Annotated in this window: 27 protein-coding genes and 1 tRNA gene; 8 read left to right on the top strand and 20 right to left on the bottom strand. The window is 62.6% G+C overall.

The window, feature by feature from the left end:
- Positions 1-466: 466 nt before the first annotated feature.
- Both mnmE and mnmG read left to right on the top strand, forming a co-directional pair.
- Positions 467-2029: a tRNA uridine-5-carboxymethylaminomethyl(34) synthesis GTPase MnmE gene (mnmE, locus tag NUH19_RS10775; RefSeq protein WP_262316564.1), complete on the top strand. Its 1563-nt coding sequence runs from the start codon at positions 467-469 to the stop codon at positions 2027-2029.
- A 65-nt stretch (positions 2030-2094) separates the two neighbouring features.
- Positions 2095-3996, top strand: a complete 1902-nt coding sequence (mnmG, locus tag NUH19_RS10780) for a tRNA uridine-5-carboxymethylaminomethyl(34) synthesis enzyme MnmG (protein WP_262316565.1) — start codon at positions 2095-2097, stop codon at positions 3994-3996.
- Between the two features lie 110 nt (positions 3997-4106).
- Here mnmG and NUH19_RS10785 read toward each other — a convergent pair whose 3' ends face one another.
- The 7 genes from NUH19_RS10785 to NUH19_RS10815 form a co-directional block, all read right to left on the bottom strand.
- The gene (locus NUH19_RS10785; RefSeq protein WP_262316566.1) at positions 4107-4472 is read right to left on the bottom strand and encodes a type II toxin-antitoxin system PemK/MazF family toxin; all 366 of its coding nucleotides are present in this window, start codon (positions 4470-4472) and stop codon (positions 4107-4109) included.
- Positions 4473-4475: 3 nt separating this feature from the next.
- Positions 4476-4742, bottom strand: coding sequence for an AbrB/MazE/SpoVT family DNA-binding domain-containing protein (locus NUH19_RS10790; RefSeq protein WP_262316567.1), 267 nt, complete (start codon positions 4740-4742; stop codon positions 4476-4478).
- Positions 4743-4875: 133 nt separating this feature from the next.
- Positions 4876-5238, bottom strand: coding sequence for a hypothetical protein (locus tag NUH19_RS10795; protein WP_262316568.1), 363 nt, complete (start codon positions 5236-5238; stop codon positions 4876-4878).
- Positions 5239-5331: 93 nt separating this feature from the next.
- Positions 5332-5505, bottom strand: coding sequence for a hypothetical protein (locus NUH19_RS10800; protein ID WP_262316569.1), 174 nt, complete (start codon positions 5503-5505; stop codon positions 5332-5334).
- A 19-nt stretch (positions 5506-5524) separates the two neighbouring features.
- On the bottom strand, positions 5525-5785 hold the full coding sequence (locus tag NUH19_RS10805) for a hypothetical protein (RefSeq protein WP_262316570.1): 261 nt from the start codon (positions 5783-5785) through the stop codon (positions 5525-5527).
- A gap of 311 nt (positions 5786-6096) precedes the next feature.
- Complete coding sequence (locus NUH19_RS10810) at positions 6097-6774, bottom strand: CPBP family intramembrane glutamic endopeptidase (RefSeq protein ID WP_262316571.1); 678 nt, start codon at positions 6772-6774, stop codon at positions 6097-6099.
- A gap of 430 nt (positions 6775-7204) precedes the next feature.
- Positions 7205-7693 carry a hypothetical protein gene (locus NUH19_RS10815; RefSeq protein ID WP_262316572.1) on the bottom strand — a complete coding sequence of 163 codons (489 nt, stop codon included), beginning with the start codon at positions 7691-7693 and terminating at the stop codon, positions 7205-7207.
- Between the two features lie 32 nt (positions 7694-7725).
- Here NUH19_RS10815 and NUH19_RS10820 point away from each other — a divergent pair, with 32 nt between their 5' ends.
- Together NUH19_RS10820 and NUH19_RS10825 are read left to right on the top strand one after the other, a co-directional pair.
- A complete protein-coding gene (locus NUH19_RS10820) occupies positions 7726-8160 on the top strand; it encodes a hypothetical protein (protein ID WP_262316573.1) in 435 nt (144 codons plus the stop codon).
- Positions 8161-8487: 327 nt separating this feature from the next.
- Positions 8488-8865 (top strand): YxeA family protein, encoded by a 378-nt coding sequence (locus tag NUH19_RS10825; protein ID WP_262316574.1) that lies wholly within the window; start codon positions 8488-8490, stop codon positions 8863-8865.
- A gap of 193 nt (positions 8866-9058) precedes the next feature.
- Here the strand turns inward: NUH19_RS10825 and NUH19_RS10830 are convergent, their stop codons facing one another.
- The 5 genes from NUH19_RS10830 to NUH19_RS10850 all read right to left on the bottom strand — a co-directional run bounded on the left by NUH19_RS10830 (position 9059) and on the right by NUH19_RS10850 (position 13308).
- A complete protein-coding gene (locus NUH19_RS10830) occupies positions 9059-9940 on the bottom strand; it encodes a sensor histidine kinase (RefSeq protein WP_262316575.1) in 882 nt (293 codons plus the stop codon).
- Positions 9941-9966: 26 nt separating this feature from the next.
- Positions 9967-10614 carry a response regulator transcription factor gene (locus tag NUH19_RS10835; protein ID WP_262316576.1) on the bottom strand — a complete coding sequence of 216 codons (648 nt, stop codon included), beginning with the start codon at positions 10612-10614 and terminating at the stop codon, positions 9967-9969.
- Between the two features lie 33 nt (positions 10615-10647).
- Entirely contained in the window at positions 10648-11415 is a 768-nt protein-coding gene (locus NUH19_RS10840; RefSeq protein ID WP_262316577.1) for an ABC transporter permease, read from the bottom strand.
- Complete coding sequence (locus NUH19_RS10845; protein WP_262316578.1) at positions 11412-12332, bottom strand: ATP-binding cassette domain-containing protein; 921 nt, start codon at positions 12330-12332, stop codon at positions 11412-11414. Before NUH19_RS10845 ends, NUH19_RS10840 begins: the two co-directional genes overlap by 4 nt.
- Positions 12333-12444: 112 nt before the next feature.
- Positions 12445-13308 (bottom strand): Rgg/GadR/MutR family transcriptional regulator, encoded by an 864-nt coding sequence (locus NUH19_RS10850; protein ID WP_262316579.1) that lies wholly within the window; start codon positions 13306-13308, stop codon positions 12445-12447.
- Between the two features lie 123 nt (positions 13309-13431).
- Between NUH19_RS10850 and NUH19_RS10855 the strand changes: the two genes are divergently transcribed.
- A complete protein-coding gene (locus NUH19_RS10855) occupies positions 13432-14610 on the top strand; it encodes an MFS transporter (RefSeq protein WP_262316580.1) in 1179 nt (392 codons plus the stop codon).
- 153 nt (positions 14611-14763) lie between these two features.
- On the opposite strand, the gene NUH19_RS10860 is transcribed toward NUH19_RS10855, so the two are convergent.
- From NUH19_RS10860 to NUH19_RS10870, 3 genes are all read right to left on the bottom strand, one after another.
- Entirely contained in the window at positions 14764-15138 is a 375-nt protein-coding gene (locus NUH19_RS10860; RefSeq protein ID WP_262316581.1) for a type II toxin-antitoxin system YafQ family toxin, read from the bottom strand.
- A 4-nt stretch (positions 15139-15142) separates the two neighbouring features.
- Complete coding sequence (locus NUH19_RS10865; protein WP_262316582.1) at positions 15143-15415, bottom strand: type II toxin-antitoxin system RelB/DinJ family antitoxin; 273 nt, start codon at positions 15413-15415, stop codon at positions 15143-15145.
- 111 nt (positions 15416-15526) lie between these two features.
- Positions 15527-15691, bottom strand: a complete 165-nt coding sequence (locus NUH19_RS10870; protein WP_262316583.1) for a PspC domain-containing protein — start codon at positions 15689-15691, stop codon at positions 15527-15529.
- Between the two features lie 261 nt (positions 15692-15952).
- Here NUH19_RS10870 and NUH19_RS10875 point away from each other — a divergent pair, with 261 nt between their 5' ends.
- Entirely contained in the window at positions 15953-17965 is a 2013-nt protein-coding gene (locus NUH19_RS10875) for a helix-turn-helix domain-containing protein (RefSeq protein WP_262316584.1), read from the top strand.
- 243 nt (positions 17966-18208) lie between these two features.
- Here the strand turns inward: NUH19_RS10875 and nagB are convergent, their stop codons facing one another.
- The 3 genes from nagB to NUH19_RS10890 form a co-directional block, all read right to left on the bottom strand.
- On the bottom strand, positions 18209-18916 hold the full coding sequence (gene nagB, locus NUH19_RS10880) for a glucosamine-6-phosphate deaminase (RefSeq protein ID WP_262316622.1): 708 nt from the start codon (positions 18914-18916) through the stop codon (positions 18209-18211).
- 75 nt (positions 18917-18991) lie between these two features.
- Positions 18992-19783: a tyrosine-protein phosphatase gene (locus tag NUH19_RS10885; protein ID WP_262316585.1), complete on the bottom strand. Its 792-nt coding sequence runs from the start codon at positions 19781-19783 to the stop codon at positions 18992-18994.
- 21 nt (positions 19784-19804) lie between these two features.
- Positions 19805-20143 carry a hypothetical protein gene (locus tag NUH19_RS10890; RefSeq protein ID WP_262316586.1) on the bottom strand — a complete coding sequence of 113 codons (339 nt, stop codon included), beginning with the start codon at positions 20141-20143 and terminating at the stop codon, positions 19805-19807.
- A gap of 21 nt (positions 20144-20164) precedes the next feature.
- Between NUH19_RS10890 and NUH19_RS10895 the strand changes: the two genes are divergently transcribed.
- The gene (locus NUH19_RS10895; protein ID WP_262316587.1) at positions 20165-21091 is read left to right on the top strand and encodes a ribose-phosphate diphosphokinase; all 927 of its coding nucleotides are present in this window, start codon (positions 20165-20167) and stop codon (positions 21089-21091) included.
- Positions 21092-21230: 139 nt separating this feature from the next.
- Here NUH19_RS10895 and NUH19_RS10900 read toward each other — a convergent pair whose 3' ends face one another.
- Positions 21231-21983, bottom strand: a complete 753-nt coding sequence (locus NUH19_RS10900; protein ID WP_262316588.1) for a tyrosine-protein phosphatase — start codon at positions 21981-21983, stop codon at positions 21231-21233.
- Between the two features lie 115 nt (positions 21984-22098).
- Between NUH19_RS10900 and NUH19_RS10905 the strand changes: the two genes are divergently transcribed.
- Positions 22099-22171: transfer RNA gene (locus tag NUH19_RS10905), tRNA-Lys, on the top strand.
- A gap of 205 nt (positions 22172-22376) precedes the next feature.
- Here NUH19_RS10905 and NUH19_RS10910 read toward each other — a convergent pair.
- Entirely contained in the window at positions 22377-23411 is a 1035-nt protein-coding gene (locus NUH19_RS10910; protein WP_262316589.1) for a hypothetical protein, read from the bottom strand.
- Between the last annotated feature and the right edge of the window lie 75 nt (positions 23412-23486).

Raw genomic sequence — 23486 nt, forward strand, 5'->3', positions numbered from 1 at the left:
CTAGCCCATGCCAAGTCGCAGTGTATTGCCACACGACTTTAAACTCGAGAGTTTTAGTGCAACCCCGGAACCAAACGAGGGGAAACCAGGGACCCGGATCTCCACCCACTGGTCGCACCAGATTGGCGCCTACTCGCAATGCGAGGTAGCTGCGGCCCCGATCAGACCGGTGGGGTACCACCGCACCGCCCGCCACACGAAGCTGGTAAGACGAAGACAGAATCCTAACCGAATTAGGCCAAGGCCACCGGACAGTGTGAGTCCGGTGGCTTCGGCGCGGCCGCCGCAACCTTTGGGTTGCGGCGGTTTTTTTGCGGCGCGTGGCCGGCCGCGGTTTTGACAAACGCGGTCAGGTTTTGTACAATACAGTCAATATTTACGATGAAGTAGTCAAAGTGCTTTGTCCGTCGCGGCCCCTGGGGGTAGTGGCGGATACTGCGCTTTTTTGTTTGGGAAAGGGATAACGATGGCACAGACAGTCACAGAGTACGACACGATTGCGGCAATCTCGACGCCGCCTGGCGAAGGCGCGATTTCGATTGTGCGGCTGAGCGGGGAGCATGCGCTCGCCATCGCACAGGCCGTGTACAAGGGGAAAAACCTCACGAAGGTGGCCAGCCACACCATCAACTACGGCCACATCATCGACCCGGACAGCGGGGCGGTGGTCGACGAGGTGATGGTCAGCGTCTTGCGGGCCCCGAAGACCTACACGCGCGAGGACATGGTCGAGATCAACACCCACGGCGGCATCGTGCCGACCAACCGGGTGCTGCAGTTGCTGTTGGGCGCCGGCGCCCGGCTGGCCGAGCCCGGTGAGTTCACCAAACGCGCCTTTTTGAACGGGCGCATCGATCTGACCCAGGCCGAGTCCGTGATGGACCTGATCCGGGCCAAAACCGACCGGGCGCTGCAGGTCGCCGTGGATCAGCTCGACGGCAACCTCCACACGCTGATCACGAACCTGCGCCAGGACATCCTGGAGGTGCTGGCCCAAGTCGAGGTCAACATCGACTACCCCGAGTACGACACCGACGAAATGACCACGCAGCTGCTGCGGGAAAAGGCCAAGCTAGTGCTGGACCGCGTCTCCGAGCTGCTGCAGACGGCCACCCAGGGTAAGGTGCTGCGCGACGGCCTGGCCACCGCCATCGTCGGCCGGCCCAACGTCGGCAAGTCGAGCTTGCTCAATTACATGCTTCACGAGGCCAAGGCGATTGTGACCGACGTGCCGGGGACCACCCGCGACGTGCTCGAGGAGTACGTCAACGTGCGGGGGGTGCCGCTGCGGCTGCTGGACACCGCCGGCATTCGCGACACCGACGACAAGGTCGAAAAAATCGGCGTGGAACGCTCGCGCAAGGCGCTGGCCCAGGCCGACCTGGTCCTGCTGGTACTGGACGCCAGCCGGCCGCTGACCGCAGAAGACCGCGAGCTGATCGCGGCCACGGCCGCAAAGCCCCGCATCGTGGTGCTGAACAAGCAGGACCTGCCGGTAAGGCTGGACCTGCGCGTTGCCGCGGCTGACGCCGCCGTGACTGCGGCCGGCCCCGCAACGGCGACCGTGGCCGGGAACGCGGCCAGTTCCGCGACCGCAACCGCCGCCGTGGCCGAAACCGGTGCGGTCGCTTCGGCGCCTGCGACCGGCGCAAAGGCCGCTACCGCCGACACCGCCACTCCGGCCGGCCCCGCGGCGGCGTTGATTCCCGAAAGCCAGATTGTTCGCACCGCCATCACCACCGGGGCGGGGATGGCGGCCCTGGACACTAAGATCGCCGGGCTGTTCAACGCCGGCATCGAGAACTCGCAGGCCACGGTGATGGTGACCAACGCCCGGCAGATCGGGCTGCTGCGCCAGGCCAAGGCCAGCCTGCAAAGTGTCCTGGCAGGCATCGAAGCGGGGATGCCGATTGACCTCGTGCAGATCGACATGACCGCCGCGTGGGACAAGCTCGGTGAGATCACCGGGGATGCCGCCCCGGACGAGCTGATTACGCAGCTGTTCAGTCAGTTTTGCCTGGGCAAGTAGGCGGTCCGGCCGGTTCGTGCGGTACACGCCGGGTTATTTCCCGGGAAATATCAGAAGGAGACGTTATGCCAGAAGTGAAAGAGTACGAGGCGGCGACCTACGATGTCGTCGTTGTTGGGGCCGGTCACGCCGGCTGCGAGGCGGCGCTGGCCGCGGCCCGAATGGGGCAAAAGACGCTGTTGATCACCATCAGCCTGGAGATGCTCGCGTTCATGCCGTGCAACCCCAGCGTCGGCGGTCCCGCCAAGGGCATCGTGGTACGGGAAATCGATGCGCTGGGCGGTGAAATGGGCAAGAACATCGACAAGACCTACATTCAGATGCGGATGCTGAACACCGGCAAGGGGCCGGCGGTTCGCGCCTTACGCGCCCAGGCCGACAAGGCGGCCTACCACCGCAGCATGAAGGCGACCATCGAGCGGCAGGCCAACCTCGACCTGCGCCAGGGCCTGGTCGAGCGGCTTTTGGTCGAAGACGGCACCTGCGTCGGCGTCGTCGCCGCCACCGGGGCCCGTTACCGGGCCAAGAGCGTGGTGCTGACGGCCGGCACGTCCAGCCGCGGCAAAATCATCATCGGCGAGCTGATGTACTCCAGCGGCCCGAACAACAGCCTGCCGAGCATCCGGCTGTCCGAAAGCCTGGAGCAAAACGGCTTCAAGCTGCGCCGCTTCAAGACAGGGACGCCGCCGCGCGTGTTGGGTAGCTCGATTGATTTCACCAAAACCGAGGAACAGCCCGGCGACACCACACCGAACCATTTTTCCTTCACCACGCCGGATTCGGTGTTCCTGAAGGACCAGCTGTCCTGCTGGATGACCTACACCAACGCGACGACCCACGCGATCATCCGCGAGAACCTCGACCGGGCGCCGATGTTCTCCGGCGTCATCAAGGGCGTGGGGCCGCGCTACTGCCCGTCCATCGAGGACAAGGTCGTGCGGTTCGCCGACAAGCCGCGCCACCAGCTGTTCCTGGAGCCCGAGGGCAAAGACACCGACGAGTACTACGTCGGCGACTTCTCCACCTCGATGCCCGAGGAGGTTCAGCTCAAAATGCTCCACAGCGTCGCCGGCCTCGAGCAGGCCGAGCTGATGCGGCCGGGTTACGCGATCGAGTACGACATCATCGAGCCGTGGCAGCTCACCGCGACGCTTGAGACTAAGGTCGTGCAAAACCTCTTCACCGCCGGTCAGATGAACGGGACCAGCGGCTACGAGGAGGCGGCCGGTCAGGGGCTGATCGCCGGCATCAACGCCGCGCTTCGGGCCCAGGGCAAGCCGGGCTTCACGCTGCAGCGGTCGGATGCCTACATCGGCGTGATGATCGACGACCTAGTGACCAAGGGTACCAACGAGCCCTACCGCCTGTTGACCAGCCGCGCCGAGTACCGCCTGATTCTGCGCCACGACAACGCGGATCTGCGGCTGACGGCCAAGGGTCACGCCCTGGGGCTGATCGACGACGCTCGCTTCGCCGCCTTCACCGCCAAGAAGCAGGCGATTGAAGCCGAGATCAAGCGGCTGCAGACCACGCGGCTGCGGCCCAAGGAGGCCAACCCGTGGCTTGAGGCCCGGGGCCTGGCCCCGCTCAAGGACGGGGTGCTGGCCGCCGACTTCCTGCGCCGCCCCGAGGTCAGCTACGACGACCTGGTTCAGCTGGCCCCGGCGCCGGCCCCGGTCGGCCGCTACGTCGCCGAGGAGGCCACGGTGCAGATCAAATACGCCGGCTACATCGATAAAGAAACCGCCGCAATCGCGCGGCTGCACCGGCTGGAGGCCAAGAAGATTCCGGTTGGGATCGATTACCAGGCAATCAACGGCCTGGCCACCGAGGCGCGGCAGAAGCTGAGCAAGATTGAACCGGCGACTATCGCCCAGGCCAGCCGCATCTCCGGCGTCAACCCGGCCGACGTCGCGATCCTGTCCGTGTACATCGAGCAGGGCCGCATCGCCAAGGTACAAGGGTAGAAATCTGACATGTGTCACCCGCGAACGCCGATACTGACTGGCTTCGCGGGTGATTTTTTTGACGGCGCGACAAAAAAAGACCGCATGCAATTGCACATGGTCTGTGTGAGCTAGTCACGGTTTTGCACATGTTGGATGGCGGCGCGATGATCTTTGACGAACCGAAAAAGTCGCGCAGTATCCGCGTCACTTAGTTGGCCAATCAGCCGCCGCCGCACCAGCTGCGCCGTCGCGATGTTGTAAAGTCGGTGGCAGTCGACCCATGACGGCCGCTTTAGTCCAGCGGCCTGCCAGTCCTGAAGTGGAAAGTACACGGCCTGGATGGTGGCCGATTTTGAATTGAACCGGGATGTCACCTTAAAAATGCGCGAGGTATCGCGGCCGGGAACGATGATCAACGCGGGGCGATACTTAGTCGTTCCCGCATCGTCGAACGGGACGTCGGCGAGGTAGAGCTGCATCGATGCGAGTGCCACGCGCTAGCCCTCCTTCATCCAGTGGTCAAAATGGGGGGATTGCGTCGCGTCGTAATGGCCACTCGCGTCAATCTTGACGTCCTCGGTTGGTAGATCGGCCGTGAGCTTCTCCCAGTCGCTAATCGTTGGCACGCGATCCATGATGATGCGGCCATCATCGTCAGCGTAAAAGATAAAGCGCGTCCCCTCAGTCAGCCCGAGCATGTGACGCAGCTCGGCCGGAATGACGATCTGACCGCGAGAAGACATTGTACTGGTATTTTTAGACATGGCGTCTCCTTTCGTCAAACGTCTTACTTCTTACGACATATATCTTAACACAAGACGCCGTCGTCTGACCACCGTGGGTTGCATCAAAAACTCCCGGCAGCGCAGGAAATCTGCGTTGCCGGGAGTTTCCCAGTCAGTCTTCTCGCACCACCCAGGCGGTGGCGAAAAACAGCAGTGAGGCGGCGAGGGCCAGCCAGTAAATCGCGTGGGCGACGGTGAACAGGCGCCAGCACACCAACGTCGCCAGCAGCGTCAAGGCGGCCAGCACCCCGGCCCAGAGCGGCCGCGGCGGGTGGGTGACGGCGCTGGCCTCGAGGATCAACAGCACGATCATCGCGATGCCGGCGACGGTGATCACCCGCCAGGTCGCGGTCAGGTCGCCGAAGTGGCGCGTGGTCAGCGGCATGACGACGTTCAGCGCCATCCAGGTGGCGGCCAGAACCGCCAGCACCGCGGTTGCGATTTTCAGTAACGGGGTGATGTAGCGCCTAAGCATGATGGCCCTCCCAAGTCAGTTTGCCTTCAGTATAAGAAAAATGCCGGCGCATCGGCGGCGGCATTCGGCAATCGTAGGAGATTTTTAAGCACCTCAGGGATGGGTCAGCAGGCTGACCAAGAGGCCGACCAAAACGACGGCCAGGGCGGCCTTGGCCCCAGTGTTGGCGCGGCTGGCCTGGTGGGCTCGCCACTCCACAACCATTAAGCTGCCGGTCGCAATCAGCGCGGCGACCACCATGATGATCAGTTTCACAACAACAGACATGGCGCCCATCCTTTCTGAGTCAGACTTCGAGGTCGAAGTAGGGATTGATCCGTTTTTGCAGGTCGTGGATCTTCACGAGGTCGATCGTGGGAATCAGGCGGTAGATGAAGCCGGCGAAGGTGTCGCGGTGGTACTTGTAGTCCATCCGCGCCATGCGATGCCGCCGGTCTTCCTTGGTGATCTCCCACACCTCGAGGTTGTAAGCCGCGTCGGGAATAAGTGAAATGAATTTCGTGTCGTCCAGCCAGACGACGGGGTTAGCAGTTCTTAGCTCTTGCATCGCAAATCCTCCAATGTTCAAACGCCGGATCCCGTGCGGCCGCAACCAGGTCCGTGTGTGAAACCAATTATAGCAGACTTGCGGGAAGAATTCCGGTCGCCAAGTTTGTGAAACTCGGTTCACAAGCGACCGGGCGGCGCTGGCGTAGGCGGGAGTGTGTCAAGCCCCAACTTGGTTAAAGACCCGAATCAAGCGGCTGAAAGCACGTGGCAAGGGCCGTTGCCAGCCAAAATAAATATTTTTGCGGGAAAATTTTGGTCGCTTGTGGCTTCACAAGGGCCTCCGAACATTTGTTCTGAAACGACGCTTTTTCACCTGAAAAAGCCGACCAATGACGGCAGGAAATTGATGATCATATGGAGTGCCAGCGAGTAGCGCAGATCGCGCTTGCGGCGGTAGACGTAGGCGAGAATTACGCCCATGCCGGCGTAGAGCACCAGAAAAATCGACAGCCGCGGCTCATGCGCCAGGCCGAACACCAGCCCCGACGTGGCGATGGCCCCAATGGTGTTGGCCGGGTTGTCGCGGCGCCAAAACAGGCTCATGAACAGGCCACGGAAGGTCAGCTCCTCCAGCGCCGGGGCAATCAAGGCGGCCATCAGGAAAAGCGTTAGCGGCCACGCCTTTTGCATCGTCAGTACGGTTTCTTGGTTCTGCGGAATGCCGAACTGCGCGACCAGAACGTTCAGGAACAAGACGCAACCGTACATCGCGGCCACGAACAGGCCGCCCTTGATGGTCAGCGGGGTGCGGCCGATGCCCAGGGGATTCTTGCGCCGCAGCTGGCGGCGGTACAGCCACCACAAAATCGCGCCAACTAGCACCCCGGGTCCGGCGATGGTCAGCGCCAAAAGCGCGTCGTGGCCGCCTGCCGCGGCGGTCCAGTGGTTCAGCCGAATGGTCAGGTCCATCGGCAGCTGGTAGGTGAACATGAGCACGACGATGCCGGCGAAGGCCGCCGTGCGGCCCAGCCAATTGAGAAGTTTCATCGCGGCACCTCCTTGTGGCGTATTCTAGCACGACAGGCGGTGCTGGGGAAAGCTGAGTTGTCGTCTTGCGATTGGCAACGCGAGGGCGACTGCGTCTAATCATCGCCTGCACTAACCGACGCGTTTGTGGCATCTGATGGTGTCAACGGATTTGTCTAAACAAGCCCTGCACGATTGACTGATAACACGCACAAACAAAAGACACTAGACCAGGACTAGTGTCTTTTGTTATATAACAGAAAGCGTTCTACGCGGGTTACGCATCGTTATAATCAAATGAGTTAAAAATATTTATGTGTAGCGCTTGCAAAAAATAAGCCGCTGTGCTGGTGTTTTAGGTACAGGAAGAGCTGCCGGCCGGTGATACACACTCGTCCTAGTATGGCATTACGTTTTTGAGCAACGACTGCATTTGGCAGTTTCTTGACCGTTACTTCACATAAGTCACGCTAGCCGGACGAAGGACGGTTTCGTCAGTCCAGATGAACACTGGCCAACGGGTCTGGATTTTGACCTTGTTAGTTGGCCTCTCAGAAGGCGGTACGTTCGTCACGACCATATCCCCGCGAGAGGTGTGGACATGGATCTCACCGCCACCTTCAAAAAAAACTGTGCCCTCAAAAGATGAGTGGTGCTGGTAAAAGGTCGCGGTCCCTGCGGCCAGTAGCGCAACCACCAGCAGTTTGGCCAGAAAAACAAACGGATTGGCGGTATTCGAGCCCTTAAACAAGCTGCGGCAAAAAACAAGTTCAGCAATTAGGATAATGACGCTACCAATACCGTTCGTCAGCATTCCCGACGTGCTTGTCGAGGTATCCTGAGATATTAATAGGGTGGGAAACAAAAGAACGAGTCCCAGCACAACAATCATGCTCAAAGAGAAAAAGCTTCTTAAACACCGAACAATCTCCCGCTTCATCGCATACTCTCCCTAAGAAAGGTTGTGTTCACATGATCAAATCGAGCCATGCAAAGGCCATCGCGCTTGTTATCTTGACGGTTCTCAGTTTTGTTGCCTATCTGAGCGTCGGCCAGCCACAAGTTGTAAAAGCCGCTAACAACTATCAGCTCAATCCAACCACTCAAGAGAAAGTAGATGCTCTGATCGAACAGTACCCGGAAACGGAAGCAATGATTGAGTCATCGATGGCGCTTTGGCGATCTAACGCGCGTGTCACACCAGAAGAGTATAACACAGCAGTCTTGGACGCAGTCGTAAAGTATACCAGTCTAGTCGAACACAGTATTTCACAGTATGAGGCGAACCAATCTTCTTCTGATTCACAAGGCGGTCCTAAAAGTGACATTTATAATCAGGATATTACAATCTGGGGAGCTGGTGCGCTTGCAGCTGACGCACTGGATTGGTCACTAGCAAGCCACTAGGCCGTTTGGCCCAGCCACTTCAGATGCGCAATCAAGATGTTGTCTGGCTCGGTAAGCTGCGATGAAAATGACCATTGTTCAGCCTGATGGCGAACGGCGACGATCAATTATGGTGGTCAAAGCGACTGGCGGCGTAGAAAATGACTGAGCGAAAGCTGGCATGCCAACAGGCAAGCATGAAATCGGGATTGCGGTGGCTGCGCAGCCGCCTTGGTCCGAGTCGCGTTCGGCCGTGCGACCGAGGGCTCTTTCCGCCGCCGGCCGAATGGTGCCGGGTCCGGCTGGCTGGTAAGCTAGGGTCATCACATTTTGGAGGACGAATACACGATGAAGAAACTTCTGATCTGGTGCCTGGGCATCGGTGCGGTCTACGGCCTGGCGCTGGAGGGTGCGAAGCTTGCGACCCAGCAAAGTAGCAGCGAGCTGGCCGGCGAGGTCGATCAGCTCAACCCGCTGGTGAAGGCAAAGCCCTACTTCGTTATCACCCAGGCCCCGGCCACCATGGGCGAGCACAACACGCCCATTTATGAGCAAACCGCCGCGGATGCGCAGGGCCACACAAGGCCGCTGCGGTTCACCGGCATGAAGGTCTTCACCACCGGCAAGTACCTGAAGATTCAAGGCAAGGGGGCGTACGTCACCACCTATGCCGCCGTGCCAGCCGCCAAGGTGCCGGCCGCGGCTCGCGCGGCGCTTGCGCGGTAGTCGCCGAACGGCCCGGCGAACGGCCCGGCAATCGGTTCAGGCGAACGGCCCAGCGAACGGTTCAGGTGAACGGCCCGGCGAATGGCCCGGCGAACGGGCGAACGGGCGAACGGTTCAGGCGAACGGTTCAGGTGAACGGTTCAAAATAGGCGTCCCGCGACGGTAGCGTTGCGGAACGCCTATTTGGGGTCGGCTAGGCCGCCGTCTCGCGCCGCAGCGTGACGGTGGCCGTGAACCAGCCGGCGTCGCTGGTCAGGCTCAGGGTGCCGCCCAGCCGCGTCGCTAGCGCCGCCACAATGCTCAAGCCCAGCCCGGTGCTGTCGCGCCGCGCCGGGTCACCGGTGTAAAACCGCGTCATCAGGTGGTCGACGTCCAGGGTGGTGCCAGCTGGCAGCTGGTTGGCGAACTGCAGGGAGACGTGGTTGGCGTCTTTTTCCCAAAGCTTTACCGAGGCGGCGCCTTGCGCATACTTGAGCCAGTTGCCGATGAGGTTCTGGCAGATGCGTCGCACCAGCGCCGGGTCGGTGATCAGGGTGACCGCGGCCAGCTGCGGGGTGACCTCGAGGCCTCGCGCCGCGAGTTCGTCGAAGGCGTCGAAGAGCTGGCCTTCGACCAGGGTGGTGAGGTCGACTGTGGCTAACTGTAGCGGCCGGCCGGCCTCCTGGGTGAGGTTGAAGTCCATCAGGTAGTGCAGGTAGTAGTTCACCGCGGTGAGGTTGTGGGCGATCCGCACCAGCTGCGGCGAGTCGGTGCGCTGGCGCAGCAGCTGGACGTAACCGGTGGCGACGGTGAGCGGCGTCTTGATGTCGTGCGTCAGGTTGGTCAAAAGCTGGTGGACCTCGGCGTCTTGGCGGATGCGCTGCTCGCGCAGGGTGCGGTTCTCACGCAGATTGACGTTGATCGCCGCCACCAACCTGCGAACCGGGCGCCACCGGGTGGCCGTGGTTAGCTCCGCGTTGGTGGAATGGGCGTTGACGTAGGTGAGCTCGCGGGTGACGCGGCGCAGCTCGGCCCAAAGCAGCGCAAGCGCCGCCAGGGTCGCAATCAGTAAGGCACTGAGCACAAATAAGAACATGGCAACCTCCAAGGGGCCGGGCGACGTTACAGCAGCCGCACCCCGATGCCCCACACCGCGGTGATGTACGAATGCTGCGGGGTGCTGAGCTTGTTGCGCAGGTGGCTGAGGTGAACGTTCAGGGTGTTCTCCGCGTTGAGGTAAGGTTCCTGCCAGACCTGCTGGTACAAGGCGGCCTTTTGAAACACCTGGTGGGGATGCTGCATCAGAACGGTCAGCAGCTCGAACTCTTTTTTGGGCAAGGCGACCGGCTGGCCATCGGAGGTCAGCGCGTAGGTCTGCGGGTCAAGCCTCAGCCCGGCGACGCTCAGCGCGGTTTCAATCGTGCGCAGCTGCACGTGGACCCGCGCGATCAGCTCGTCGATGTCGAATGGCTTGGTCAGGTAGTCGTTGGCGCCGGCCTCCAGCACCGCGGCGATGTGGGCCTTGTCTTGAATGGCGGTCAGCACCAACACCGGCGTGGCGGCACTGCGCCGCAGGGTGGTTAGAATGCTTTCGCCGCTGACGCCGGGCAGCATCAGGTCCAAGATGACCAGGTCCACTTGGCTGTCACGCAAAAGCGGCAGCGCCTGGCTGCCGTCTGTGACCTGTTGCAGGTCGTACTCGGGCGTCAGCACGTCCTTGAGCAGGGCCTGTATGTCTGGGTTGTCTTCAACAATCAAAATGGTGGCCATGTTACTCCTTCTCGCGGCGCGGCAGTGGCGTCACTACAGTTCTTGGCGCCGAATCAGCACGGTGGCGACGCCGATGCTGCCGACCAGCACGACGGCGCTGACTAGAATATACCGCCAGATATCACCTTGCGCAATCAGCTTGAAGGCGATGCCGGACTCGGTGTTGAAGAAGTCGAAGTACGACAGCCAGTGCCACTCGGTCGCGATGGACAACAGCGAGATCGCCAGCGGCCACACCACGATGAACACCGCGGCCATCACGGTGGAGCGGGTGAGAATTAGCAACAAAAGCGCCAGGCTGAACACGACGCTGACGAAAAAGGTACTCATCACGACGCCACCGCCGACCAGCTTGGCCGTTGCGGTCCAGTCGCCGCCGGGCAGGCCGTGAAGCAGGCCAACGACCAGCGCCGTGGCGAAGTACAGGGCCATGCCCAAAAACAGATCGGCCAAAAGCGTCACGTACTTGCCTAGGATGAAGCCCAGCCGCGAGATGCCGGTCAGCAGGGTGTTCTTGTACGTGTGCTGGCTGAACTCGTAGCCGATGACGATGACGAACAGGCCGATGAACAGGTAAACCAGCACGGAACTCGAGATCATCGCGCTGCGAATGCCGTCGTATACGGTCCATTTTTTGGTCGCAAGGTCTTGCAGCATGTGCTGCGGGGCGTTGACCATGATGCCGCCCGGTGCCTGGAACCAGCAGATGGCCGCGCTGTAGGCGACGGTCAACAGCGCGGTGAGCCAGACCCCGCGCGTGTGCGACTGCCGGTAAAAATCCGCCCGAATCTGATTGATCATTGTGCGTCCTCCTTGCTGGCGAGCAGCCGGGTGTAGTAGTCCTCAAGCGACGTGGTGCGAACGCGGATGCCGACCACGGCGACGCCGGCCTGGACCAGCAGGCGGTTCACGGCGGCCGAGTCGGCGGCCGCCCCGGCCAGCGTCAGGTGCTGGTCATCGCTGACGTGAAGGCCCTTGAGCCCGGCCGCATCCAGCACCTGCGCGGCCTTGGCGGCGTCGTCCACCGTCACCTGCAGGCCGCCGCTGTTTTCCGCATCCAGCGCCGCACGGGTGACCTCCTTGATGATGGTGCCGTGGTGCAGGAAGCCGAAGCGCGTGGCGACCTGGTACAGCTCCGACAGGATGTGGCTGGAGATCAGGATGGTGGTCTGCTTCTCCACGTTCAGCCGGTGCAGCAGCTCGCGAAACTCGACGATGCCGGTCGGGTCCAGGCCGTTGATCGGCTCGTCGAGAATCAGAAAATCGGGATGGGCCAGAATCGCGGTGGCCAGGCCCAGCCGCTGCCGTTGACCGAGCGACAGGTTCTTGGCCTTGACGTCGCGCTTGGCCGTCAAGCCGACGAAGCCGATGGCGTCTTCGATGTCGGCGTCTCGGGTGACGCCGTGCTGAATCGCCGTCAGCCTGAGGTTTTGCGCCACCGTCAGCTTGTCGAAGGCCGCCGGGGTTTCGATCACCGCCCCGATGCGGCTCAGCGCCATCTGGTAGTGCCGCGCGTTCTCGCCCAGCAGCACGATGGCGCCTTGTGAGATGGGGGACAAGCCGGTGATCATGCGCATCAGCGTGGTTTTGCCGGCGCCGTTCTCGCCGACCAGCGCGTAGACGTCGCCGCGCCGAATGGTCAGGGACACGTGGTCTAGCGCCTGGTAGTGGCCGAAGCGCTTGCTGACGTCTTGGATGGTTAGGACTGCATTTTCCATAGTCATACCGCCTTTCTATGGGACAAGCATACCTGCCGTTCCTTAACCGTGGCGTGAAGGAATCCTTAATTCATCCTTAATTGCATGACCACACAGATTAACTGGTCACGGTTTAGGCTGGAAAGTATTGCTCGACCAGATTAACCATGCCGGTTTTGCCCAGCCAGTGCAGGTGATCAATCAAGGCCGCCCGAGTGGTGGTGTCGCGGTGGCCGGCCCGGTAAGCCGTGATGAAATCGAACAGGTGCGAAAGGACCACCAGGTCGGCGACGCGGTCGTGGCGCAGCTGCCTGGCCAACGCCTGTTGCGTGAAGCCAAAGATGGCCGCGTTATTCGCCTTAACCGAGTAAATTAGCAGGTTGCTGAATAGCGGCGGCAAGTCGTGGCGGAAAAAGCGACTGGTGGCGTAGTTAATGACCGAGTGAAAGGTGGAATTCAAGCAGGCCATCACGAAGTCGGCGTCAAAGACGAACAAGTTGTTGATGAATAGCGACAGCTCAAAGCGCCCCCAGTCGGCAATGCCGCCGAGGTAGTGTTGAATCAACTCCCGGGCCTGTTGAGTCGCAGGGGCGTTGGCGTCAAACTGGTTCGTGCGGTAGGCGTAGGTTAGGCGAACCGTGGCAGCCAGCGCCGCATAGAAAATATCTTGGGTCGCTTGGTAGTCGGCGTCCGCCCGGGCGAGAAAGACATCAGCCCAGTCCTGGGCGGCCGGCTGATGAAGTTTGGGCGCGAGTCCGGCGAACAGCCGCCGCACGGCTTCCTTTTCGCTGGGGTTGGCCTGGTTGTACAAGACGGTGTACTCATCGAGCGTGACATTGAGTCGCTCCACATACTGCTGCATCGTCTCAAAATCAATCCGGGTGCCGTGCGTTTCAAAGCTGAGCAGCGTGGTGCGGTGGGTGATACCGGCCGCAAGCTGGGCCTGAGTCAGGCCACGCGCCTGGCGCAACTGCCGGATAAGTTCGCCGTGGGTCATGAGTGCCTCCAATCAATGACGAGATACGCAACATTTGAATTTTCAGTGCTAGTGGCCATTGTACCATTGGTGGCAACGCCGGGACCTGAGAAATCGCGTACCCGAGTACTAGGAGGTTCGATTATGTCTAAGGAATCACGCAACATTGTCCGACTGATTGCGCGTGGTCAGACGAATAAATTCGGCAATTTGGTCTACGATTATGGGAATAAGCTGCTGATTGCCGGGCTGGGAGCCAAGGCCGGCTTCTATATGAGCTTGTACCAGTCCGGTGAAACCATTGTCGGCATCATCTTCGACCTGATCGGCGGGGTGTTCGCAGACACGCGCGACCGCAAACGTATCCTCGTGGTTACCGACCTGCTGGCCGCCTTGGCGACGTTCATCGTCTGGCTGCTGTTCTCAACGCGCAACGCGGCCCTGCTGGTGGTGGTCAACATCGTCTTGGCCATTCTGTACGCCTTCAACAGCCCGACGTACAAGGCGATTGTGAAGGACTTGCTGAGCAAGGCGAATATCTATCGATACAACTCCTACTCCAAAACGATTTCGGAGTTCATCAGCGTGGTGTCCCCGTTGCTCGGGATGTTTCTGATCTCGGCGCTGGGCTTTCGCGCTGGGATGCTGGTCAACGCAGCCAGCTTCCTAATCTCCGCGGCCATCGAGTGGCGCTTCGAGCCAATCGTCACGCCCAAGCCAAGGTCCGCTCTCAAGCGCTCGACGCTCGCTGCCATGCGCCAGGGCTTCGGCTACATCTGGCACGACCGGGAGCTGATGGTCGTGCTGGTGGCGAGTTCGCTGATTAACTTTTTCTTTGCCGGTTACGAATTTGCGCTGCCTTTCACGAACCAGATGGGCCACTTTGCGCATCTTTACGCTTACATTCTGATTGCGGAGTCGGTCGGCAACATCATTGGCGCCACGTTGAACGGTCTGTGGGGCAAGGACCTGAGCTTGCGGCAATACAGTCACTTTCTGCTAGGGGTTGCGCTACCGATTGTCATCCTGCCGTTCGTCAGCTTCCACTGGCTGGTGCCGGTGGTGTTGTGCGGCCTGTCTTCGGGGTTCATGACCGTGTTTAACGTGCAGATGTTCTCAAGCCTGCAAACCACGGTGGCGGCCGAATACTTGGGGCGTGTGTTCAGCGTGATTTTCACCGTGGCAATTCTGTTCATGCCGGTTGGGACGTTCTTCTTTGCGACGTTCAGCCACACAAGCTGGCTGATTTTTAGCTGGGTTGGGGCAGGGGAGCTGGTGGTTTACCTTGTGATGGTAGCGGTGATTCGCAGTGGCCACCGTTAGTCATTGAGAGCCGCCGCTAAAAAAACGAGCATTTGGTCGCATTCAGATCAGGTACACCCAGGTCGATCAAATCATCCTCAATTGCGCCTGGGGACGTTCCACGTGAAACAAAAAACGTCCCCCCGCCGAGGCGGGGGGACGAGTCGAATGGCCTCAGCGGAATAAATCGGCGTGAGTGCCAATGTTGATGAGGACAACGGCATGTCTATCTGGCACGTCGCAGTACACAAGCAGATGATCACCATTGTGGCCATCGAAGTGTAAATCAATTACGCGAACCTCACCACTGTGACCAACTGCGGCCTTAATCTGTTGAACCAAGCGCTTCGGTGGGGTGATGGGATGCGGGTAGAAGTAGCTGGGAATTGGAACATTGTTGAGCAGACAATTGCGAATGAATTCCCATGGTGGCAACGTGGTGCCTTCGTAACGCGAAGGCTTGGAAAAAATTGCTCGCCAGCGCGGATCCTGTTTGACGCGCCTGAAGTTTTTTCTGAAGCTTCTGGTTGGGAAAAGTTCGTTACCCATCCGCTCAGTCGTCCATTAAGCCTTTTTCCAAGGCGTCGGCGCTTGAGTAACCCTGAAGCGTCGCCTTACCATCGAGAAAATCGGCGGCTTCTTGGATTGAGCCGTTCAGCTTGGTGTTTGGCGTCTCGAAGTGGACCTTGACGCCACTGTAAGCCACGTTGGTCACCATCATGCGTGTGTACTCTGAGAGCGTGAGTCCCTGCGCCTTCAGCCGAGACTCGGCTAGCATCTTGGTTTTGTGGTCAATGCGAACCTGGATTCGATCATCACTGATCATCTGCAACACCTCCAATCTGTACTCCAATTGTAGCACAAGCCAACAATGCAAGCAATTGTTGGCCATGGCATGAAAAAGTCCCCCACCGCCGAGGCGGGGGGACGAGTCGAATCAGTCTTTCATCAGAAACACCAGCGCCAGGTAGACCCAAAACAGGATGCCGCCGCCGAACACGAACAGCAGCCGCACCCAGATGCTGCCGATGCCCAGCGCCTCGGCGAGGCCGCCGCAGACGCCGGTCAAAACGCGGTCGGTTGATGATTTGCGTAATTGCATGTGATTTCTCCTCCAAGTGGTTGTGATGCCTTTAGTTTACCCGGTCGGTCGCGGCGGCGCATCGCTCGCAGTGCGGAGGTGGCCTCGGGCGTTGGACGGAGAACGGCGGTGGCCGGAGCGGGGCCTGAGCCCGGGCCGCCCGGTTGCGAACGGGCCGCGCGACCGCTTCGCTGCCGGCGACTCGGCCCGGCGACACCGCGAACTTGCCTGTATCTTTTTTTCCGAACGACCGATACAATTGAGGCAAAAGGAGGGGGTCACATGACCGCACAGACGCTGGGCGGCTTTTTCCGGCAATTTCGCAAGGACCGCGGCATCACGCTGGAGGCGGCGACGGCCGGGGCAGGGTGTTCGCCGGCCGCCCTGTCGCGCTTCGAACGCGACCAAAACGACCTGAGCGTGGCGACGGTTGGCCGGCTGCTGGCCAACCTGCAGCTGACGGCGCATGATTTTCTCGCCTACACCAGGGCCCGGCCCGGCGCGATGACCCACGAAGCGCTGGCGGCCTTCATCGCCGGCGACGTGGCCGCGCTGACCGCGCAGCAGGCGGCGTTCGCCAAGGCGCATCCGCGGCTGGAGACCCCGGCTGCGGCCTATACCGCACTGGTTTACCGGCTGGCGCTGGCGCCGGCGGAACAGCCGGTGGCGCTCACCACCGCACAAGAGCAGCTGCTTGCTCAGTTTTTGGTTCCCGGGCCCGGCTGGCACAGCGTTCACACGTTGGGGCTGGCCGCCGGGGTGCGGTTCGGCAGCTTCGAGCTGCTGGACGCGCTGGCGGAACGCTTCATCAACTACGCGGCGGAGTTTGACGCGACCAACATCGCCCAATCCGCGGTCAACGCCAGCGACTTCGCCTGGCTTGCGCTGCCGCTTTTGGCGACGCGGCACCCGCAGGCCCAGCCGGTGGTGGCGGCGATGACCCGCTACCACCGGCTGCGGCGCGACCTGCGGCAGGTCGGCGTGATCGGCGTCAGCGTCCTCAACTCGGCGCCGATTGTGACCGCGGTCCAGACCATGGCCGCGGCGGTCGCGGCCGCCGGCAGCGCAGACGCCGCCGCAATCGCCTCAGGTACCGCCGCGGTCGGCACTGCCGCAGACGCCAGCGCGAGCGCGACCGGCACCGGCGCCGCGGCCAGCACAATCGCTGCCACCACTGCGACCGGCACAATCGCCGCCACCGCGGCGCTGGCGCCGCAGCTGGAGGACCTGCGCCTGCTGACGGCGACGGCCCTGGCCGATTACCTGGAGGCCGCGCAAGCCCGGGTGCTGGCGGGAACGCCGCGCTGGCACGACCGCGGCCTGGCGGTGCATGCGGTGCCGCCGGTTGCACCACCCGCGGCTTGGGCGTTCACGGGGGCGACCATCGGCTGGCTGCGGCGGCGCTACCACCTGAGCCTGGACGACGTCGCGGTGGCCTGGAGTCCGGCGACGCAATCGCGGTTTGAGAACGGCAAGACTCAGCTGGGCTTCCGCGACGCCTGCGCCTTGGCCGACGCGCTGTTGCTGCAGGTGAAAATTTTCTACGCCAACCTGTTCCCGCTGCCTTACACCGACCTGGATGCGCGGCTGGCGGCGGTTGACGCCGAAGACGACGGACCGCAGTTTTTGGCCGCGGTTGCGGCTGCCACCGCGCAGCTGCCGGCCGGCGGCTCGCCGCGAACGACCCTGGCCGGCGCGGCCTTTCGCGGCCGGACCCGCCTGGCGATGGAGGGCCGCGGGATTGCGGAAGACCGCTGCGAACGTTTTTTCCCGCGTGGCCAGATCGCCGCGTCGGCGCTGCAGGCGCTGGCCGCGATGCCGCGGGGACAGGTGTCCGACATGATCGCGCTGCTCGACTGTCTGACGTGGTTCAACGCGGCGGAGGTGATGACGGCGTGGCGCTGGCTGTTTGCTCGCGCGACCTTCGAGCCCGGCCGCTTCAGCGCCGCCACGGACGCCGCGATGCAGACGATGTCGGCGCTGGCGAAGGCGGCGGATGTACCCAACATCAAGGCGCTGCGGGAGGCCGCCGCGAACCTGACGCCCGATCGCCTCTGGGTCGCTTACAGCGTGGCCTTCGCCAGCCTGGACCTGACGGCGCGGCTGTACCTGGCGCCGGCCGACCAGCAGGCGACGGCGGCCACCATCGCGCGGTGCGACCGCACGATTCACGGCTACCTGGACGAGCCGGCGAGCAACCTGTCGTTTTTGTGCAACATGTTCGCCGTGTCGGCGGTCGACGAGGTACCGGCGGCCGCCGAGTGGCTGGCCGCGCAAGGCGAGGCGGCGAAGTAGGGGCCGGGCCGGTCGCGCGAGGCGCTGCCCAGGCAGCCGCGGCCCTGCAGTGGCGGGTGATGCGGCCGCGGCATGCCGGCCGGTGCGGCCCAAAACGGCGAGTTGGCCGGCAGCGAAAGCACAAAAAATCCGCCAGCAATCTGGCGGATTTTTATCCGGTGCGGCCCAAAACGGCGAGTCGGCCGGCAGCGAAAGCACAAAAAAATCCGCCAGCGACCTGGCGGATTTTTATTAATCGTGAAATTACTTGCTGAGCTTGCTTGCGGCCGCTTCGTCGATGATGAGGATCGCATCGTCATGGTTTTGCAGTACGGAAGCCGGCACGTGGTTGGTGACGGGGCCTTCGATGGTGGCCTTGATCGCGTCGGCCTTGTCCTCACCGTAAGCCAGAAGCAGGATCTTCTTGCCCTTCATGATCGAGCCGATGCCCATGGAGATGGCGTAGCGCGGCACGTCTTCCTCGCGGTCGAAGAAGCGCTTGTTGGCCTCGATCGTGGATTCGGTCAGGTGAACCTTGTGGGTCTTGCCGTCGAGGTCGGAGCCCGGTTCGTTGAAGCCGATGTGGCCGTTGCGGCCGATGCCCAGGATCTGGATGTCGATCGGGTTGTCGGCGATGATTGTCTCGTAATCCGCGGCGGCCTGGGCAGGGTCTGCGGCGTTACCATTCGGCACGTAGGAGTGGGCGAACGGCTTCTTGTTGAAGAGGTTGTCCTTCATGAACTGGTGGTAGCTCTGCGGGTTGTCCTCCGGCAGGCCGACGTACTCGTCGAGGTTGATCGAAGTCAAGTTGCTGAAATCGAGGTCGCTTGCGATCATGGCTTGGTACAGGGTGATCGGGGTGCTGCCGGTGGCGAGGCCCAGGACCTTGGCGCCTTGTTCGATGCCAGCCTTGATGATGTCAAAAGCGACCTGGCCGCCTTCTGCTTTATCTTTAACGATTTTTACTTCCATCATAAAACCCTCCTTGTTTGGTCTAGTCCAATATACACCGGCCACGGGGTTGCTGTCAACAATGGTCTAGACATATCAGCAATTTTTTTCGGCGGTCAGCAGCTGGTCCCGCAAAACGGTCTGGGCCGCCGCGTCCACGCCCAGTTCCCGGGCGACGTAGCGCGGCCAGTCGCCGTACTCGCCGCGGATGAAGGCGGCGACCGCCAGCTGGCACTGGACCTCGGCGCGGTTGCGGTTCATGTCGGCGACGAAGGTGCTGCCGGGATCCTGCAGGGCCTGCGTCACCTGGGCGGCGGGGGCGGCGAACACGGCGTTGGTCAGCAGGTAGTCCTGGCGAATGGTGCCTTCGGGAACGCCCAGCATCCCCAAAAGCATCATCGCGGCCACGCCGGTGCGGTCCTTGCCGGCGGCGCAGTGGAACAAGACGGCCTCGTTGGGCGTTGTGTTGGTCGCCACAAGGTCGAACAACGCTCGCCACTGCGCAAGCGCATGCGCGTCCGTGAGCATCCGCAGGTAGTACTCGGCCATCGGCGCGATGCGCGGCTCCTGCATCGCGCCGAGGTACTGCGAGAGACGCTCGGGCAGCGGGGCGGTGTCGGCAAACGGCAGCACCGACAGCACGTGGTAGGCGACGCCCGGGGCTAGCACATCCGGCCAGCCGGCGCGTTCGTCCAGGCCGCGCAGGTCGACCACGTGGCGCAGCCCGTAAGCGTAAAGCTGCTTGGCCTCGTCAGTATCGAGCATCGCCAGGCTGCCCGAGCGCAGCAGCTTGCGGTTGTGGACCCGGCGGCCGTCTTTGGTTCGGTAGCCGCCCAGCTCGCGCAGGTTCACCGCGTTTGGAATCGGTAGTAATCGTTGTGGTGTCATGAAACCGCCTCCCGTTTTCCATTATAGCGGGTGAGCGGCGGAACCGGTAGTTTGCCGCTCGGCGTCGGTCGGCAACCGGTGCGGGGCATCACTTGCGGCCGGCTGCCACCGGGCCAGGGCGGTGGAACCGACCGCGGCATTGTCACCGCGCCGCACCGCCGCCATCGCGCCGCACCGCCGCCACCGCGCCGCACCGCCGCCACCGCGCCGCACCGTCGCCACCGCACCGCTGCCACCGCGCCGCACCGCCGTCACCGCCCAGCACCGCCGCCACTGCCCAGCGCCGCCGCCGCCGAATTGCGCCGCAATCGCCCGGGACTTCGACGGCCGCAACACTTTTTGGTATAATGGGCCTGACACTACGACTTAATGGAGGACGACATGGCAGGAGTTAAACTGTTCGCGCTCAACGGCAACGTGCCGCTGGCGCAAAAAATTGCACAGGAGGTCGGGCTGCCGCTATCCCCGGCCTCGGTGCGGCACTTCGCTGACGGCGAAATCGCGATCGACCTGGACGACAGCGTTCGCGGCGCGGATGTTTACGTGATTCAGCCGGTGTCCGACCCGGTCAACGAGAACCTGATGGAGCTGTTGATCATGGTCGACGCCCTGCGCCGCGCCAGCGCCCACACGATCAACGTGGTCGTGCCGTACTACGGCTACGCGCGAGCCGACCGCAAGGCGCGGTCGCGCGAGCCGATCACGGCCAAGCTGGTGGCCAACCTCCTGACGATGGACGGCATCGACCGCTTCATCGCCGTGGATCTCCACGCCGACCAGCTCCAGGGCTTCTTCGACATTCCGGTCGACCACCTGCGGGCCCTGCCGCTGTTTGCCGAGTACTTCCGCAAGCTGAACCTGCCGGACGTCGTGGTCGTGGCGCCGGATCACTCCGGCACCAAGCATGCGCGTGAGCTCGCCGAGCTGTTGCACGCGCCGATCGCCATCGTCGACAAGCGGCCGGAAGCCGACGCCGGCATCATCGGCGACGTCGCCGGCCAAAACGCGATCATCATCGATGACCTGATCGACACCGGCGACCGCGCCGCCGAGGCCTACACCGCGCTGGCCGCGGCCGGGGCCAAGGACATTTACGCCGTCGCCACCCACGCGATTTTCTCCCGCGGCGCCAGCCAGCGCCTCGCCGACCTGCCGCTGAGTCAGATTGTGGTCACCGACACCATCGATTTGCCGGCGGAAAAACGCTTACCGAACATGGTCACCATCTCGGTCGGCCAGATGATCGGCCAGGCGATCAAGCTGATCGCCACCAACCAGTCGATTCACCCGCTGTTCGACTTCAAGTAGACATCAAAACACGCGTCGTTGCCACCGGTGAGGCCGGGGGCAGCGGCGCGTGTTTTGGCGTATTCGTGAATACGCTTTCTGGTTGGCGGAGCGATGGGCAATCGTGGCAGGGACTGAAAACGCTGCCACACCGGCTGGCTCACACCAGGTACAGGCGGCGCAGATCCGCCAGGTCGCCCTCGCTCAGGCGCAGCTGCTGGGTGAGGTAGCGCGACCAGCTGCCGCCGTAGTTTTTGGCCAGCAAGGCGACCACGGCCTGGTAGTTGGCGGCCTCGGCCGGATGGGCGTTCATCGCGTCGACGGTGGCGCTGCCGCTCGGGGCGACGCCGGTGGCCGCCGCGTCGTAGATCTGGTTGGTCAGCATGTAATCGGCCTGGATGGTGGCGGCGGGAACGCCGAGGCCGCCGAGCAGCATCATCGCGGCGACGCCGGTGCGGTCCTTGCCGGCGGTGCAGTGAAATAAGGTGGCCTCACCCGGCGCCGCGGCCAGCACGGTGGCGAAAACCTCGCCGAACACCGCGTTGGCGTGGCTGTCCGTCAGCATTTTCTCGTAAGTGGCCACCATGCCGGTCGGCGCCTTGCTCAGGCGGCGCCGCACCCGAGTCCAGAGGCTGGCGCGGTCGGCGAAGGGGTAGACGGACAGCTGGCGGTAGCGAATCCGCTCCGGCAGCTGGTCGGGGGCGCGTCGCACCTCGGCGTCGCTGCGCAAGTCGAGGTCGTGGGTCACGCCGTAGTCGAGAAGCACCGCACCGTCGGCCGGTGACAGGTTGCTCAGGCTGCCGGCGCGAACCAGCCGCCGCCACGCGACGGTGCGGCCGTCTTGGGTCTGGTAGCCGCCGAGGTCACGCACGTTGAGGGCGTTTTGCAAAGGAAGAAGACGGTCTGGTGACATGTTGAACCTCCCATGGTTTGCCTCAATCTTACCAGATTTCAAACTTTTTCGCCGGAAATCCTTGCGTGCGTAAGGCCGGGGTGGTAATATGATTTAGTCGTTAAGGCGACCACATGGGTGGTTAGCTCAGCTGGCAGAGCAACGGACTCTTAATCCGTGGGTCCAGGGTTCGATCCCCTGACCACCCAGAACGAACCGGCGTCGCAAGTTTAGGCTTGCGGCGCCGGTTTTTTGTTGCCGCCAAAAGGGGTGGCTTCGCTGAATCTGCGAGCGACCCGCTATTCGGTGAGTGAGCGAAGCGCTGGCTTTGAAGTGGCGGCAGTCTTTAGACGCCGCCTCGAAGGGTGCAAAAAGGCGAGCCGCCCCCGGCTCACCTCATCACGCAAATTAGATTTACTCCAGGTCGGCCTCGGTGATCACGCTGCGGCCGGCCTTTCTGGCGTGGCGAATCGCCGTGGTGATGTCGGCGTCGCTCCAAAAGCTCGGGTCGGTGCCGGCCTTGCGCAGCTGGTTTCGCGCCGCGGTAATCTGGGCGGCCGTCACGGCGTCGCCGCTGGCGCTGCCGCCGGATTCGGCGGTGCCGCTTGCCGCAGCCGCCCCGCTCGCCTTGGCGTCGCCGGTCTCGGCGTTGGTGGCGTCACCGGTTTGGCCGCCGGTCGCCGTATCGCTGCCAGCCGCCGCATCACCGGCCGCCTGGGCGGCCAGGATCGTTGCCTTGAGCCGCAGCGCCGCCAGGACCACCGTGCGGTAGGCCGGCAGGTCGTAGGCGGGGGTCAGCACCCTAGCCAGCGTCGTCAGGGCCTTGGTCGGCGCCGAGTCGGCGATTTTTTGGGCGGCCAGCACGTTGGCCCGGGCCACGGCCACGTTGTCGCGGTACTGCGCCGCTAGCTTCCGCTTGCCGGCGGCGTGGCTGGCCAAAAGCGACCAGTCGCCGCTCGCCTGCTGTGCGGCCTTGAACTGCCTGGCGGCGGTGCGGTAGTCGCCGGCGGTCAGCGCGGCCTGGGCCTTGGCCGCCAGCGCCAGGGCCGGCTGGCGCTTGGTCGCCTGCTTGACGCCGGCGTTTGTCAGCGCCTGGTTGAGCCCGGCGGCCCTGGCGTAGTCGTCTTGCCGCACCGCCTTGGCGACCTGGCGCGTTGTCGTCGCGGTGCCGGCCGCCGCGTCGTCGCCGCTGCCGCGGCAGCCGGCGAGCAACCCGCTTAGGCCGATTGTCATCAGCGCTAGGGTCAGCGCCGCCGCCAGCCGCCGCCCGAGACCACCGCGACCGCCGGCGGTTCTGGTGCCGGCCGGTCGACCGCCTAGTTGCTGACCAGCTCCAGCATCGGCCGGTCGAGCGGTCCACCGCCGACCGGGTTTGACGCCGGGTTCGGCACCGGCCGGTTGGCTGACCACGCGCCGCGCCGCCAGCCCCTGCTTACGCAATTTTATCATCCACTCTACCTCCAAGCTTCCATTGTAACATACGGGTTGCGGCCGAAAAAAAACGCCGGTCGGGTAAATTGGTGC

This window comes from Lacticaseibacillus parakribbianus, from assembly GCF_025490915.1.
GTDB classification, from domain to species: domain Bacteria; phylum Bacillota; class Bacilli; order Lactobacillales; family Lactobacillaceae; genus Lacticaseibacillus; species Lacticaseibacillus parakribbianus.

What these genes read in the sequence shown, in the direction of transcription:
- mnmE (WP_262316564.1), top strand. Translation starts at nt 467, where the DNA reads ATGGCACAGACAGTCACAGAGTACGACACGATTGCGGCAATCTCGACG.
- mnmG (WP_262316565.1), top strand. Translation starts at nt 2,095, where the DNA reads ATGCCAGAAGTGAAAGAGTACGAGGCGGCGACCTACGATGTCGTCGTT.
- NUH19_RS10790 (WP_262316567.1), bottom strand. Translation starts at nt 4,742, where the DNA reads ATGTCTAAAAATACCAGTACAATGTCTTCTCGCGGTCAGATCGTCATT.
- NUH19_RS10795 (WP_262316568.1), bottom strand. Translation starts at nt 5,238, where the DNA reads ATGCTTAGGCGCTACATCACCCCGTTACTGAAAATCGCAACCGCGGTG.
- NUH19_RS10800 (WP_262316569.1), bottom strand. Translation starts at nt 5,505, where the DNA reads ATGTCTGTTGTTGTGAAACTGATCATCATGGTGGTCGCCGCGCTGATT.
- NUH19_RS10805 (WP_262316570.1), bottom strand. Translation starts at nt 5,785, where the DNA reads ATGCAAGAGCTAAGAACTGCTAACCCCGTCGTCTGGCTGGACGACACG.
- NUH19_RS10810 (WP_262316571.1), bottom strand. Translation starts at nt 6,774, where the DNA reads ATGAAACTTCTCAATTGGCTGGGCCGCACGGCGGCCTTCGCCGGCATC.
- NUH19_RS10815 (WP_262316572.1), bottom strand. Translation starts at nt 7,693, where the DNA reads ATGAAGCGGGAGATTGTTCGGTGTTTAAGAAGCTTTTTCTCTTTGAGC.
- NUH19_RS10820 (WP_262316573.1), top strand. Translation starts at nt 7,726, where the DNA reads ATGATCAAATCGAGCCATGCAAAGGCCATCGCGCTTGTTATCTTGACG.
- NUH19_RS10825 (WP_262316574.1), top strand. Translation starts at nt 8,488, where the DNA reads ATGAAGAAACTTCTGATCTGGTGCCTGGGCATCGGTGCGGTCTACGGC.
- NUH19_RS10830 (WP_262316575.1), bottom strand. Translation starts at nt 9,940, where the DNA reads ATGTTCTTATTTGTGCTCAGTGCCTTACTGATTGCGACCCTGGCGGCG.
- NUH19_RS10835 (WP_262316576.1), bottom strand. Translation starts at nt 10,614, where the DNA reads ATGGCCACCATTTTGATTGTTGAAGACAACCCAGACATACAGGCCCTG.
- NUH19_RS10840 (WP_262316577.1), bottom strand. Translation starts at nt 11,415, where the DNA reads ATGATCAATCAGATTCGGGCGGATTTTTACCGGCAGTCGCACACGCGC.
- NUH19_RS10845 (WP_262316578.1), bottom strand. Translation starts at nt 12,332, where the DNA reads ATGGAAAATGCAGTCCTAACCATCCAAGACGTCAGCAAGCGCTTCGGC.
- NUH19_RS10850 (WP_262316579.1), bottom strand. Translation starts at nt 13,308, where the DNA reads ATGACCCACGGCGAACTTATCCGGCAGTTGCGCCAGGCGCGTGGCCTG.
- NUH19_RS10855 (WP_262316580.1), top strand. Translation starts at nt 13,432, where the DNA reads ATGTCTAAGGAATCACGCAACATTGTCCGACTGATTGCGCGTGGTCAG.
- NUH19_RS10860 (WP_262316581.1), bottom strand. Translation starts at nt 15,138, where the DNA reads ATGGGTAACGAACTTTTCCCAACCAGAAGCTTCAGAAAAAACTTCAGG.
- NUH19_RS10865 (WP_262316582.1), bottom strand. Translation starts at nt 15,415, where the DNA reads ATGATCAGTGATGATCGAATCCAGGTTCGCATTGACCACAAAACCAAG.
- NUH19_RS10870 (WP_262316583.1), bottom strand. Translation starts at nt 15,691, where the DNA reads ATGCAATTACGCAAATCATCAACCGACCGCGTTTTGACCGGCGTCTGC.
- NUH19_RS10875 (WP_262316584.1), top strand. Translation starts at nt 15,953, where the DNA reads ATGACCGCACAGACGCTGGGCGGCTTTTTCCGGCAATTTCGCAAGGAC.
- nagB (WP_262316622.1), bottom strand. Translation starts at nt 18,916, where the DNA reads ATGGAAGTAAAAATCGTTAAAGATAAAGCAGAAGGCGGCCAGGTCGCT.
- NUH19_RS10885 (WP_262316585.1), bottom strand. Translation starts at nt 19,783, where the DNA reads ATGACACCACAACGATTACTACCGATTCCAAACGCGGTGAACCTGCGC.
- NUH19_RS10895 (WP_262316587.1), top strand. Translation starts at nt 20,165, where the DNA reads ATGGCAGGAGTTAAACTGTTCGCGCTCAACGGCAACGTGCCGCTGGCG.
- NUH19_RS10900 (WP_262316588.1), bottom strand. Translation starts at nt 21,983, where the DNA reads ATGTCACCAGACCGTCTTCTTCCTTTGCAAAACGCCCTCAACGTGCGT.
- NUH19_RS10910 (WP_262316589.1), bottom strand. Translation starts at nt 23,411, where the DNA reads ATGATAAAATTGCGTAAGCAGGGGCTGGCGGCGCGGCGCGTGGTCAGC.